Genomic DNA, 11,899 nt, shown 5'->3' with positions numbered 1-11,899 from the left:
CCGGAAGCTAAGACCCACAGCGCCGATGGTACTGCACCCGAGAGAGTGTGGGAGAGTAGGACACCGCCGGACAACCACTTCCAGGGAAGGCCCCGACACCACGTCGGGGCCTTCCCCCCTTTAACCACAAAACCAGGATGGCCGATATGGCCTGCTGCACTATTCTGCGGGCCTGGATGCTCCCGTATCCTCGTTGCCCTTCGTCATCGTGAAGATCCCGTAGCGCATCGCCCCGGTGCGGTAGGCGAGGATCAGCCGGAGGATGCTCAGACCGAAGATGCGATTGCGTGCGCCGAGGGCGAGGCGGCGGGTCTCGCGGTCGGCGAGTAGTTCCTTCGCAAGCCGGCGGGCGCAGATCATCCACGTGCGGGAGACCCGACGACTGACATCCTCGTAGCCGGTAATCGTGAAGCCTGCTGCCGTCGCCATCGCCTCATAGTCCTCGCGCGTACCCATGGAGGGTAGGCGCCCCTCGCGGCAGATCGGCTCGAGCAGGTGGCGGACCTTCCAGCGGCTGGCGTCGGTCTCGGCGAGCCACGCGCAGATGACGAAGCGGCCGCCGGGCGCCAGCACGCGATGCGTCTCAGCGAAGAACTGCGGTTTGTCGACCATGTGTTCGCTGGATTCGATCGACCACGCGGCATCGGCCGAGGCATCGGGGAGCCCGTTGGCGAGCCAATCGCGGAGCTGGATGTCGACGTCCGGTACCGCATGCGCGGCGGCGTACTGAGCCTGTTCGGCGGACAGGGTGAAGCCTGTGACGGTCGCTCCGCGGGTTGCTGAGAGTCGCCTGGCGGTTGCGCCGTAGCCGCAGCCGATGTCGACACAGGTATCACCGGGCTCGAGACGCAGCCGATCGCCGACGGCGTCCACCAATGCCTCGACAGCCTCCATGGGCGTCTCGACGCCCGTCGTCCACAACCCATGATGGACATGCTCGCCCCACACGCGACGATAGATCGGGTCGAGCTCGTCGTAGTGGTCCGCGACGGCGATGGTGCTCTGGGAGATATCGGGGACGATCACGCCGTCACCCTATATCGCCTGTCCCCGCTATCGGAACCTTCTGCCCGAGGAACATGTGGCTTGCGTCGTCGGTGCTGGCGTCAAGAGCAGGTTGGCACGCGCGTAACGTCACGACGGAGTTGACACATGCCCTCTGTGAACCTCACGCCGGTCTCCCCTCCAGAACTCGGGTCGATCCTCCTGGCCCTGGTCTCGATGAGTGTCGCCCTCTCCACGCTTTTCGTCGCAGGCGTCGCCATGATGATCGTGATGCTCACGGTTGCCGCACTTGTCCTGGCTGCCACCGGAGTGTCCTCATACGACCCCGGCCGTCGCCAGAGCAGTGCACGCTAGGACGCCTATGACTCTGGATCGCGAGAGTCCCGGCACATACCGAGGTCAGGCGGTGAGCTGTACGAGCTTCGCGATGGTGTTGGCGTTACGAGCGGTGCCGTGGACACCCAGGCGCTTCTCGAACCAGGCGGTTTGAAGCCTCGAGCCCCCCACAGCCTCGGCGTAGCGCACGAACACCTCCATACCATCGACGACGAACTGATCGGGTCCGCCCGCCGCCGGATCGAGAGGAATGGGAGGGTGCGGTGTCCCTTCGAGGAACACGGACATCACGAGGCGACTCTCATGCGTGCCGACGAACGGGTTGCGCTGCTCGGCATCGACCAGTTGCTGGTGCGTCCGGACGATGACGGGCAGGTCGTGACCGAATCTCTGGTGCACGGTACGCCGGACAAGAGCGGCACACGTCGACGTCGAACGATCGTCGTGATCGAAGACGATGTTGCCGGCTACCTGTAACGTCACCACTCCTGTGAGTCCGGCGTCTTCGAGCGCTGAGCGCAGATCAGCCATCCGCAGGGCGGTCGGTCCTCCCACACCTCGGATCAGAGCTACCGACTTCGCCATGGTGACAGCATAGCCACGCACTGCACGCACCCTCCCTGGGGGTCGTTGTCCGGAGCCAATCACAGGGTGTTCGAGGATCCGTATTCATTGCCTAATTCGATTGCACACCGGCGTGACCTCGCGCTGGGCGGGGTGGAAAGGGATAGTCAGGGGTTCTCTTATGGGGGTTCAGCGCACGCCTTTTGTCAGTCTTTCGGTCCCGCCATCATCGATCACCGCGTCAGGCTTGTCAGCCGCTCCGGTACCAGCAACACCGGCGGACGGTTCGCCATCAGAACCGTCCTTGGACCCCACCCGAGTCATGCCCGTCTCCGGCGTCGATGCCGGTGAGGTCGTCACCGAGTCATCTGCCAAGTGTCGCCCGTGGTGGCGGTCCTGGACGGGTGGGGTCATGACAACCACCGATACTGCTCTTCCTGATGCGTACGCCTCGACGCTGCAGATTCTGAAGGATCGCGTGCGTCGCGCTCGGCAGCTCGATGGAGCGCACCGGGACGGCGCCGTCGAACTTCACGCGCAGCCTGCCCGCAGCGGACTCCCAGCTGGCGCAGCAGACAGCAAAGGACCCCTATGCCTTCGAGTTCCTCGGACTCTCTGGCGAGGTCGCCGAGCGTAACCTCGAGCAGGCCCTCATGGACCGCATCGTCGACACGCCGCGTGAGCTCGGCCCCGGCTTCGCGTTCGTCGGCCGGCAAGTCCACTTCGAGGTCGAGGGAGATGACTTCTACATCGACCTGCTGTTCTTCCACGTCGAGCAGCTGCGCTACTTCGTCATCGAACTCAAGACCGGCAAGTTCCAGCCTGAATACGCCGGCAAGCTGAACTTCTACGTCGCCCTGGTCGATGACAAGCTCCGCCGCCAGGCACATCACGACACCGTCGGGATCCTGATCTGCGGCAGCAAGAACGACCATACCGCCCGGTACGTCCTCGGCCGGTCCGAGTCGCCGATGGCCGTGTCGACCTACACGTACGAGAGCCTGCCGGCCGCAGAGAAGCGCGACCTGCCGGCGGCCGATGAGCTCACAGCCGCGTCCGATCAGATCAGGGCGAGCGGCGCCGAGCAGAAGAGGGTGGCAACCGCCGGTTGATCTACCAGTAACACCCGGGTCTCAGCCGTACCCCACTGGTCGAACTCTCTAGGCCATTGCTGCCAGAGGCCGGAATCTCACGGTTGTCCCGATCCGAAGGCTATGCCACATGGGTGGGGAACACTGGTGCCGGCGTTTCGTGGGCGGCGGTGCTCTGACCATCCAGTACGCGCAAACCGATGAGGGACCTACTGGCCCTTGAATGAACCGGCTGGTTCGGAGCTACCCGGTCGCGATCATGAAGTCCATCACGAATATCAGTACGACGCCCAGGAAGAAGGACTGGACCATCATGAGCCATGTGGTCCACGTGCGGCGGTAGTAGTACTTATCCCGCGTGGTGAGCCAAGTGCCCAGGTAGATGACCGAGAGGAGGGCGATAGATGGCCAGCCGAAGAACGCCATGTAGATGAAGAACCCGAAGAGTCCATAGTATTCGTCGGCGGTGAACAGCATGTAGAAGACGACAGGCACCACGAAGTGGCTCCAGATGAGAGTTGTCCTCAAGTGGCGGATGGCAGCTGGCGGTTTCCCGAGTCCGGCCCGATCCTCACTCGTCGACTGGATCACGGCCGGGCATACTCGACGCTGGTCGGCTGTACTTGCCGGACGTCCCCGAACAAAGGCTCACCGCTCGGCGTGTGGATCGAATCCAGGATCTCCTGCAAGCCCGCATTCAAGTAGAACGTCGCTTCCGTGGCCTCCCCGCCCATCCTGAATTCCAGCCGCCGAGCCGACGCCGGGCCTTCCGCGTCCTCCATCGTGAGCGTCGCCCCGAGCCCCCGATTCGGGGTGATGAGGAACCCCGGGCGCGCGAGCGACGGCGAGAAGGGAACCAGCAGGCGCCCGTACAGGTACCGCTGACGCTGCTTCACGCCCGCGTTGAACAGCACGTACCGCAGAGCATCGAGCGGGTCCGTGCACACCACATCCGGCCCACCGTCCCGGTCACCCTGATGAATATTGAAGAACACCTTCACCGCGCCCGGCTCACCACTGATCACGATCCCGTCCGTCTTCGCGTCGTAGCAAAGCCACTCACCATGCCGCCACACCGGATTGACGCCCCCGAACCACCGGGCTGCAACCGCCAACAGCTCAGGATCCAACGACTCCTCGAGAGATGTCACCGGTCGCGCTGCGTGATCTGCTCCTGCTACCACGCGGGCACCGACGCCCCCTGCGCCGGAGGTCGGAGGGTCGATCACGCTGGGTCTGTCGGGGGATGCGCCGACAGATGCGGGGAGCCGAGTCAGGCGGTTGGCCACGTCCCGGCGCGCTTCTACTCCTCCGGCGAGGATGTAGGAGAGTTCGGCGGGCCGCAGGGGAGTGATTCCCACGAGGCGGACCGCGCCGTTCGGGACGTCGACGCCGACCGGAACGCCGTGCAGAGGAATGCCAAGAAGCACGCCGAGGGTGCCGTCGTCGTCGAGCCATTCCGCCGGGGCGGAGCTTCCGTGCAGGCTCAGCGACAGGGTTCCGTAGCGTTCCAACTGCGGGCCGAGTTCCACCTGCATGGAGGCGATGTTCTGCGCGGCTTGATAGACGGTCTCGAACTGCCAAAGGCTGCCCAGGTCGCTCACTGGGGTGCTCGCGAACGCGGTCGAGCAGAAGTACAGTTCCGCGCCCAGGCCGGGCCCTGCCGCAGGGTCGTCGAGGTAGGGGTCCGCGAGGCCGTCGGAGGCCACGATCGCCAGACCGTCGGCGCGCGTGATTTTCCTGAAGGACTGGCGAAGGCCCGGCCACTGCGTGCCTCCGACGAACGCGGGGTTGATCAGGTGGGCTACGACGTAGGGATCAACCGATCCGACAGACGACCACGCGACATCCCTGGCCGCGTTGACAGCTCCCAACTCCGGACTCGTTCCAGCATCGGACCGGGTTCCGGCTCCCACCTGAGGTGCAGCGTTCTTCTTCCGGCCAAATCCGAACATCCGATATCCCCTCGACAGAACACACCATGAATTGATCAGTCTATGTGCATGACGGTATTCGCATACGGAGATCGTTCCTGCACGGACCCTCAACGAGCCATGAGGATAAGCGCTCGAAAAACGGCGTAATGCGGGTAATCGAATGATGCGCGGCACCAATACTAGGCATTGAATCGGAAGTACCTCGAGCCTCCGACGGTCCGTCCGGGCCGGTCCAGGTCATTGCAATTCCTGCCCGCGCACCCGTCGCCGGTACTCACCGGCGCACGCGCTCTCGCGGCGTTCGATGAATCCAGGGCAGATGAAACAGTGGAACATGACCGATTCGTCGTTGCCTCACGCTGAGTTCGCTTTCCCCGGTCCCCTGCGCGACGCATTGGTGGCCTCGATTCTTGCTGGTCGCAAGACTACGACGACGTCGTTGCTGGTCGAATACGACGTCGAGGGCGAGGAACTACCCGTCGTGGGCCGGCGGCAGGCAGTGGTCGATTCGAAGAGCTATCTGCACGATCCCGGGTTCACAGTGACAGATGAGACCGTGGTGGTTCTCGAGCGCTTCCGGTTGATCAACCCGGAATTGTCGCCTATCTATTGACATTCAATCGATTGACAATCGATAGTCGGATATGGAGAAATGCTCACCTTGCGTCAGCCCCGTCATGGTCGACGTGACGAGGGCGGCACTCGTCCTGCTCTTCCTAGGAACCATCCTCGGACAGGTGGTCGTCGTAAGGGTCGCGCAGTCGATGGCCGAGGCCTATCCCGAGTTCGTTGACCTCCAGGTGCCGCTCGTCTCGGCTGCCATTTCGTTCGGGGTGTGCATGGAGGTTGTTCTCGTGCTTGGCGGAGTCCTCCTCGGCAGTGCACGGGACGGTTGTATCCTCGAACCCATTCCGCTCAGGCTCACCGGCATCATGGCGGGCACGCTCGCCGTCGCAACGGCCATCGTGATGGTCACCCTGTTCGTCATCCCCGGACCGCCGGCGCTGGGCCTGCTACTGATCGGCGGTGCACTTGTCGGGCTGATATCGACTCTGGTTCTGCTGGCACTTCGATCCCGCTTGCACAGGACGGCCCTCGAGCCCAGCTCGGCGTTCTCAGAAGCAAGGCGTAACAGATAGTTCAATGGTGGTGGTTGTTTCGGCAACGTACTGTTCACCGTCGATTGAGTAGGTCACCCGTATCGCTTCTGCTGTCCCGTTGTCATCGGTGGTGACGGCGACGGTGATGCTCGCTTGGGTGTGTGCGGCCAGTTCATATCCTTGAGGGCGCTGGACTGTTCTCCACGCCGCTTTCTGCCGGGGCTCCTCCGGTCTCGTCGAGGAGGCTCCGATGACGGTACTCCCTGCGAGCACAGTGAGGACTCCGAGCATGGCGGAGAATCTGGAGATGTCAGGCAAAAAGACGATGCCTTTCCGTCAGGGAAGAGGTGCGAGTGCCGTAAGGCTATGCCACACCGGGCCGGACGCAATCGTCTTGGGGAAGCCCAGCTCTTCTGCTGGCGGGTGAAAGGGTGGATCCTGCCAGATGCTCTTGGTTAGCTGGCGGAATGCGTAATGTCCTGGTGCTCGGGGGAACGGCTTGGCTCGGAGCCGAAATCGCCTGTCAGTTCCTGAAGAACGGCGACTCGGTGACGTGTCTGGCACGTGGCGAGTCGGGCCGCGTCCCGAACGGTGCGATTTTCGTGCAGGCCGATCGAAGATCGGCAGACGGATACCGGGTCGTAGCCGATAGGTCCTGGGACGAGGTGGTGGAACTCTCCTGTGAGCCGGCACTGGTACGGGGTGCTTTGGGCGCGCTTGCCGACAGGGCCGGGCACTGGACCTTGGTGTCGTCCGTGTCGGTGTACGCCACGAACAGTGATGCGGACGCAGACGAATCCGCGACCGTGGTGACGCCGACCGATCCGGAGGACTACGGGCAGGCGAAGGTGGCTGCGGAGCAGGCCTCGCAGGACGCGCTGCATCGCCGACTCCTGATCGTTCGACCCGGGCTGATCGCTGGTCCCGGCGACGGGACTGACCGGTTCGGCTACTGGGTGGGCCGGTTCGCGTTGGCGGGCACGGGGCCGGTGCTGTCACCTACACCTGCTGATCGTGCAGTGCAGGTGATCGACGTCGAAGATCTTGCCGTGTTCATCGCGAGGGCAAGCGGTGCCGGTGTTACCGGCGTCATGAATGCCGTGGGGGAGTCACATGCGCTCGCCGACGTCCTCGCGCTGGCCGCGGATGTTGCCGGTTTCAAGGGAGACATCGTGGCAGCGTCCGACGCATGGCTGGTGGAGCACGGTGCCCGGTTCTGGGCCGGTCCTCGATCGCTGCCCCTGTGGCTGCCGAGAACCGAGCTCGGGTTCGCCCGGCGGAACAACACCGCGTTCCGCACCGCGGGCGGTCACCTGAGGGATTTACGCGAGACCGTCCTACGAACCCTGGAGGCCGAGAGAGGGCTGGGTCTTGCGCGTGAGCGCCGGTCCGGCCTGAGCCGGGCCGAGGAGTTGGACTTGCTCGACCAGTGTTCGCGGTGAATGGCTCTCTCAGAGGGAGATCGGATGAGGGATCAGGTCTGGACGGGGGTCGGTTCTCAGGCGCGCATGGGTTTCCACGTCGAACCGTTCGGTCCCGTACTGCAACTTCTGGCGCTCGATCCCTTCTGCGAGGAATCCGGCGCGGGAGGCTACGCCACAGGACGCCGGGTTGTTGATGCGGTGTCCTAGTTCGAGGCGGAAGAGACCGTCCTCGAAAGCAACTCCCGCAACGGTCGCGAGGGCACGCGCTGCGTAGCCATGGCCACGAGCCTCCGAGGTGAGCCAGTAGGACGCCCATGCGGTCCCGTGGCGTCGTTCGATGGCTGATAGCCCCACGTGTCCAACCACCACATCGTCCAGGGCGATGGCCCAAGGGCGGGATGACCCGCTGAACGAAAGTTGCTGGCGGATGTAGCGATGCGCTTGGCCGATCGTGGAAAGGTTCGCGCCCCCGAACTGGATGCGCAGCTCCAGATTTTCCTGGTATGCGGCGGACAGGGCAGGGGCGTCCTCGGCCACCCAGGGCCGCAATTCGATAGTCATCTCTTGCATTCTCGCTTACACGGAAGGCACTCGGGCCTTGCCCAGAAGAGGCATCCGCTCAGGCACGAAAGGCGACGACGACGGGTGCTCCCGTTCCACATCCCACTGGGACGCCCTGCAGGCCGGCGTCCTCGAGCATTCTGCGGACCTGGTCCTGTGACCGGAAATGCAACGGCCCACATTCGACGTGCACAGTCCTGTCCAGTGCTGTCTCATGAGCTGACTGCGCTCCTTGGTCCAGGCCTCCCACCCCGGGGCGTCAGGATCGCGCGCATCGAAAGCAAGACGACCGCCAGACGCGAGGTGGGCCGCGATGTCGCCGAAGGATCGGACGAGTTCGTCGTCATCGATGATTTCCTGAACGACGTTCGAGGACATGATCGCGACCTCGAAGCCCGCATCCGGAGGAATTGAACGAGCCGTCCCATCCACCCACTGGACCCGGTGTGCGCCCGACTTCGCTCGAGCCGCCTGAAGGGATGGCTGATCGGGATCGACGCCCATGAGCCTGCATCCGGCTTCAGCGAGTCTTGCCCGTCCGGGCCCGCAGCCGAGGTCGAGCCCCCGCGCTGCGGGCGTCGGGGTGAGGAACCTCGACCTGCCGGGCACGGACCGGAAGGTATCGCGAGTGGTGGATCCGAGCCGGGGTGTTCGCCGGCGTCGGACTCATCGGGCAGGTTCCTCGTCGGACCAGGAGATCCTCGCCGTCGGCCGAGCATGAATCCCGCAGCAGGAACACGAGGATTCCGGCCTGGGCGGGCTAACCGAAGTCGGCGGTGATCGTTCTGGTGGTTGCGTCGAGTCGGATGAGTCCACCATGGGGGAGGATCCACTGGGGTCTGGTGTGGCCGAAGGGGACCCCGACGCAGATGACGGCGTCGGGGTTGTAGAGGCTGATCTGCCCGGTGATTGCCGCGCGCTGATCCGCGCGTAGCTTGGCGCGCTCGTGAGCTGCTGGAGCGGTTTCGCCCAGGCGGCTGACGGGCGGGCGGGCGACCAGGACGCCCGCGGCGGCTTCGAGGATCCCCCTCTCACCGAGGGCCCGCACCCACCCCATGACGTCGTCGGCGGCCGGCAGATCCTCACTGGTCTCGAGAAGCAGGATCGCCCCGGCAAAATCATCGACCGCCGGCATCCTGCCGGCCATCGCGATCTGGTCGATCACTTCCAGACACCCACCCCAGGACCGGCCTTCAACCATCTTCTGCGGTCCTGACCAAGCCCACGGTTCTGTCGGTTCGCGGGTGCCGAACTCGGTCAGGGCGCGAGGATCGGTCCAGGGGACCCCGTAGTCCTCGGCCTCCCCGGGATCTGTCAGGTCGACGGTTCCACCCTCGAGCAGCGCGGCGCGCAGGGAGATCAGGTGGACGTCGTCGATGTGTGGTCCTGCTCCGAGGTGCACCTGGGTGGAGCCACCGTAATAGCTGGGCATACCAAGGCCCCACAGGAAGTTGTGCAGGTTCGTGTTGTCGCTGTAGCCGAGGAATGGCTTCGGATGAGCGGCGATTACCTGGGCGTCGAGGTGCTTGATGGCAGTGATCTGGTCGTTGCCACCGACCGTCGCCAGAATTGCCCGGATCGTGGGGTCAGCGAAGGCGGCGGTGACGTCCGCCGCGCGATCCTGGGCGGTCGCCCCGAGCCGACGTGTTGTGGGGTACTCGACCGGAATGAGCCCGGTGTACTCCGTCAGACGCTTCATCGCCTGCTCGTGAACGGCCTCCGACACTGCCGGCGCAGCAAATGCTGGGGAAAGAATAGCAACCCGATCACCGGCAGCGGCCTTCGGAAGGGTAGGGAAATTGGGGGGAGTCATCGGGCCATTACACCAGCACGGCAGTTCGGCTCTTCCTGTCCGATGCGCTGCGATGGGCCTACACACCGCCGGCGACCCTCAATACTGCCCCGGTCGTGTACGCGGCATCCGGAGAGACGAGCCATGCGACTGCCCCGGCGATCTCCTCGGGCAGTCCGGCGCGACCCAAGGGAATCGCACCGGCAACCTTGGCGGGACGCTGCGGGTCCTGGTGAAAGTCGGTCCACACCGTGCCCGGCTCGACGCAATTGACCCGAATACCTTGCGGGGCGAGTTCCTTCGACAGGCCCACACCGAGGGCGGCTACCCCCGCTTTCGCAGCAGCGTAATGAACGTACGTACCGGGGCTCCCGAGCGTCGACGCCGCTGATCCGATGAGCACGAGGCTGCCCCGTGCAACAGCGAGATGCCCGATCGCCGCACGGCTCGTCAGAACAGCGCCGAGGAGGTTCACCTCGAGGTCGCGCTGGATATCAGCGGCTGCGAGGTCGACGAGGGGGCCGACGGCGCGCACCGCTCCGGCCGCCGCTACGACACCCGTCAGCTGCCCGAGTACCTGGCCCGCCCGGAAGAAGTCGTCGAGCGACGTCGGATCGGTGACGTCGACGGCAGCGATGACCACACTCCTACCCTGCGCTTCAACACGCCGCGCCGCTTCCTCGGCCGCCGCCCGATTGTTCCGGTAGCCGATCACCACGTCGTGCCCGTCAGCAGCCAACCGATCGACGACGGCCGCCCCGATTCCTCCTGATCCACCGGTCACCGCTGTCACCGTTCGAGAACTTCGCATGGCCTCATTCTCACCACAGCTGAGAGAGAACCGGTACTCCCGCACCCGGCCATGACCGGACGACGCCGATAATTCCGGCCAGTCGGCTGCCGGCCGGGCCCCGGCTCTGCTCGGCCAGGCCGATCATCTCGGCGCCAGTGTCAGGTCCGGCGCAGGTCGGCCCGCTATCGCACTTCTACTGGGTCCGGGCGCAGTCTCATCGACGGGCATCCTCGCCTTGACTCACGCGCAGCAGGTCCCGGGGGCATTAGTAGCGCTGCCGATGATTCTCATGAGTGCCTGGATCGTCATCCTCCTGATGACAGCCCTCCTGTTCAGTCGGACTGCCAAACGCGGCTTGGGCATCCGGTGGCCCATTTACATGGGACCGTGGGGCGCCGTCCGGGTGGTGGAGGTGAACCTATCCGGCTCCGCCTTCGAGGGCGATGTCAGGTTCACGGCTCTGGTCGCCGGCCTGCTGACCGTTTCGACGACCACGTGCGCCTGGTTCGAGGCGTGACGATCAACGCTTCTCCCGCCGCTGCCGCATTCGCGGCTCCAGCTCAGCGACACCCTGGGACATCCCGTGCGATTCTCGCTCACGGCAGCTTCGGCCCGAACCGCGGAGACGGAATTCGCGACTCTGCGCGATCACCTCCAGGTCACGGACTCCGTCCTGAGCAAGCAGGTCACCGTTGTTGAGACGGCCGGCTGGGTGCGGGTCAGGAAGGGCTCCGTCGGCAAGCGGCCCCGAACCTGGCCGAAGCTGACGGAGGAAGGGGGGCCCAGTGTGGCGCGAACACCCCTCCGCTCTGCTGGAGATCGCCTTCCCGGTAGCGCCGGTCGGTCCCTGAAGCGATCGGCTTCGCGCCGGTACCGCCTGCCCTGCTCGGGCGCTCCACGGCGCCGCGGCGTTCCTCACGCAGGCGTCCGAACCATGGGGCACCATCGGATTTGGCAGAGCAAGCACGGCGGCCGTATAGTTATGGAGTTGCCCCGGTGAGGGCGACGAACCCCCCAACTGAATGAAGCGGCTCCACCACGTTATCGTGTACCGGAACCCGCTTCATCCGGTGTCCTCGTAGGGCAGTCTGCTCGAGGGTCGCATCGCTGGTGTGACAACCAGCCAGGACCCCGCAGATTTGCGGTTACGGGGTGGGTGCGGGTAGGCTTGAAAAGTTGCTCCGGAGCGAGGACATGACGGTTTGGTCGTGTGTGGTGCCGGTTGTTCCTGTTGTTTGAGAACTCAATAGTGTGCCAAGTTTGTTGATACCGATTGTTTGTTGATTGGTTGAATTG

At 64.6% G+C, this 11,899-nt stretch carries 15 protein-coding genes and 1 pseudogene; 7 read left to right on the top strand and 9 right to left on the bottom strand.

Going from position 1 to position 11,899, the window contains the following annotated elements:
• Positions 1–159 precede the first annotated feature (159 nt).
• Positions 160–1,026 carry a class I SAM-dependent methyltransferase gene (locus C4K88_RS16675; protein ID WP_104122802.1) on the bottom strand — a complete coding sequence of 289 codons (867 nt, stop codon included), beginning with the start codon at positions 1,024–1,026 and terminating at the stop codon, positions 160–162.
• Positions 1,027–1,152: 126 nt separating this feature from the next.
• Between C4K88_RS16675 and C4K88_RS16670 the strand changes: the two genes are divergently transcribed.
• On the top strand, positions 1,153–1,359 hold the full coding sequence (locus C4K88_RS16670; protein ID WP_104122801.1) for a hypothetical protein: 207 nt from the start codon (positions 1,153–1,155) through the stop codon (positions 1,357–1,359).
• Between the two features lie 45 nt (positions 1,360–1,404).
• Here C4K88_RS16670 and C4K88_RS16665 read toward each other — a convergent pair whose 3' ends face one another.
• Positions 1,405–1,926: a DUF1697 domain-containing protein gene (locus C4K88_RS16665; RefSeq protein ID WP_104122800.1), complete on the bottom strand. Its 522-nt coding sequence runs from the start codon at positions 1,924–1,926 to the stop codon at positions 1,405–1,407.
• Positions 1,927–2,393: 467 nt separating this feature from the next.
• Between C4K88_RS16665 and C4K88_RS16660 the strand changes: the two are divergent.
• A pseudogene (locus C4K88_RS16660) lies at positions 2,394–3,017 on the top strand (PDDEXK nuclease domain-containing protein); the annotation flags it as partial.
• A 222-nt stretch (positions 3,018–3,239) separates the two neighbouring features.
• On the opposite strand, the gene C4K88_RS16655 reads toward C4K88_RS16660, so the two are convergent.
• On the bottom strand, positions 3,240–3,524 hold the full coding sequence (locus tag C4K88_RS16655; protein ID WP_146065737.1) for a hypothetical protein: 285 nt from the start codon (positions 3,522–3,524) through the stop codon (positions 3,240–3,242).
• A gap of 59 nt (positions 3,525–3,583) precedes the next feature.
• Entirely contained in the window at positions 3,584–5,107 is a 1,524-nt protein-coding gene (locus tag C4K88_RS16650; RefSeq protein ID WP_206604388.1) for a hypothetical protein, read from the bottom strand.
• 145 nt (positions 5,108–5,252) lie between these two features.
• On the opposite strand from C4K88_RS16650, the gene C4K88_RS16645 reads away from it, so the two are divergent.
• Together C4K88_RS16645 and C4K88_RS16640 are read left to right on the top strand one after the other, a co-directional pair.
• On the top strand, positions 5,253–5,546 hold the full coding sequence (locus C4K88_RS16645) for an ASCH domain-containing protein (RefSeq protein WP_241522034.1): 294 nt from the start codon (positions 5,253–5,255) through the stop codon (positions 5,544–5,546).
• 64 nt (positions 5,547–5,610) lie between these two features.
• The gene (locus C4K88_RS16640) at positions 5,611–6,072 is read left to right on the top strand and encodes a hypothetical protein (protein ID WP_104122797.1); all 462 of its coding nucleotides are present in this window, start codon (positions 5,611–5,613) and stop codon (positions 6,070–6,072) included.
• Here the strand turns inward: C4K88_RS16640 and C4K88_RS17240 are convergent.
• Positions 6,049–6,324: a hypothetical protein gene (locus tag C4K88_RS17240; protein WP_146065735.1), complete on the bottom strand. Its 276-nt coding sequence runs from the start codon at positions 6,322–6,324 to the stop codon at positions 6,049–6,051. The genes C4K88_RS16640 and C4K88_RS17240 overlap by 24 nt on opposite strands.
• Before the next feature lie 176 nt (positions 6,325–6,500).
• On the opposite strand from C4K88_RS17240, the gene C4K88_RS16635 reads away from it, so the two are divergent.
• Positions 6,501–7,475, top strand: coding sequence for an NAD-dependent epimerase/dehydratase family protein (locus C4K88_RS16635; protein ID WP_104122796.1), 975 nt, complete (start codon positions 6,501–6,503; stop codon positions 7,473–7,475).
• Between the two features lie 9 nt (positions 7,476–7,484).
• Here the strand turns inward: C4K88_RS16635 and C4K88_RS16630 are convergent, their stop codons facing one another.
• The 4 genes from C4K88_RS16630 to C4K88_RS16615 form a co-directional block, all read right to left on the bottom strand.
• Positions 7,485–8,018, bottom strand: coding sequence for a GNAT family N-acetyltransferase (locus tag C4K88_RS16630; RefSeq protein WP_104122795.1), 534 nt, complete (start codon positions 8,016–8,018; stop codon positions 7,485–7,487).
• Positions 8,019–8,033: 15 nt separating this feature from the next.
• Positions 8,034–8,627, bottom strand: coding sequence for a class I SAM-dependent methyltransferase (locus C4K88_RS17925; RefSeq protein ID WP_104122794.1), 594 nt, complete (start codon positions 8,625–8,627; stop codon positions 8,034–8,036).
• Between the two features lie 151 nt (positions 8,628–8,778).
• Positions 8,779–9,831, bottom strand: a complete 1,053-nt coding sequence (locus tag C4K88_RS16620; RefSeq protein WP_104122793.1) for a S66 family peptidase — start codon at positions 9,829–9,831, stop codon at positions 8,779–8,781.
• A 58-nt stretch (positions 9,832–9,889) separates the two neighbouring features.
• Positions 9,890–10,594, bottom strand: coding sequence for an SDR family NAD(P)-dependent oxidoreductase (locus tag C4K88_RS16615; RefSeq protein WP_241522033.1), 705 nt, complete (start codon positions 10,592–10,594; stop codon positions 9,890–9,892).
• A gap of 298 nt (positions 10,595–10,892) precedes the next feature.
• Here C4K88_RS16615 and C4K88_RS16610 point away from each other — a divergent pair, with 298 nt between their 5' ends.
• Together C4K88_RS16610 and C4K88_RS16605 are read left to right on the top strand one after the other, a co-directional pair.
• A complete protein-coding gene (locus C4K88_RS16610) occupies positions 10,893–11,120 on the top strand; it encodes a hypothetical protein (protein ID WP_146065734.1) in 228 nt (75 codons plus the stop codon).
• 66 nt (positions 11,121–11,186) lie between these two features.
• Positions 11,187–11,603 (top strand): transcriptional regulator, encoded by a 417-nt coding sequence (locus C4K88_RS16605; RefSeq protein ID WP_241522032.1) that lies wholly within the window; start codon positions 11,187–11,189, stop codon positions 11,601–11,603.
• Positions 11,604–11,899: the final 296 nt, after the last annotated feature.

Source organism: Arthrobacter pityocampae (assembly GCF_002927275.1).
Classification (GTDB): domain Bacteria; phylum Actinomycetota; class Actinomycetes; order Actinomycetales; family Micrococcaceae; genus Arthrobacter_D; species Arthrobacter_D pityocampae.
This window is presented reverse-complemented; position numbering and strand designations above follow the sequence as displayed.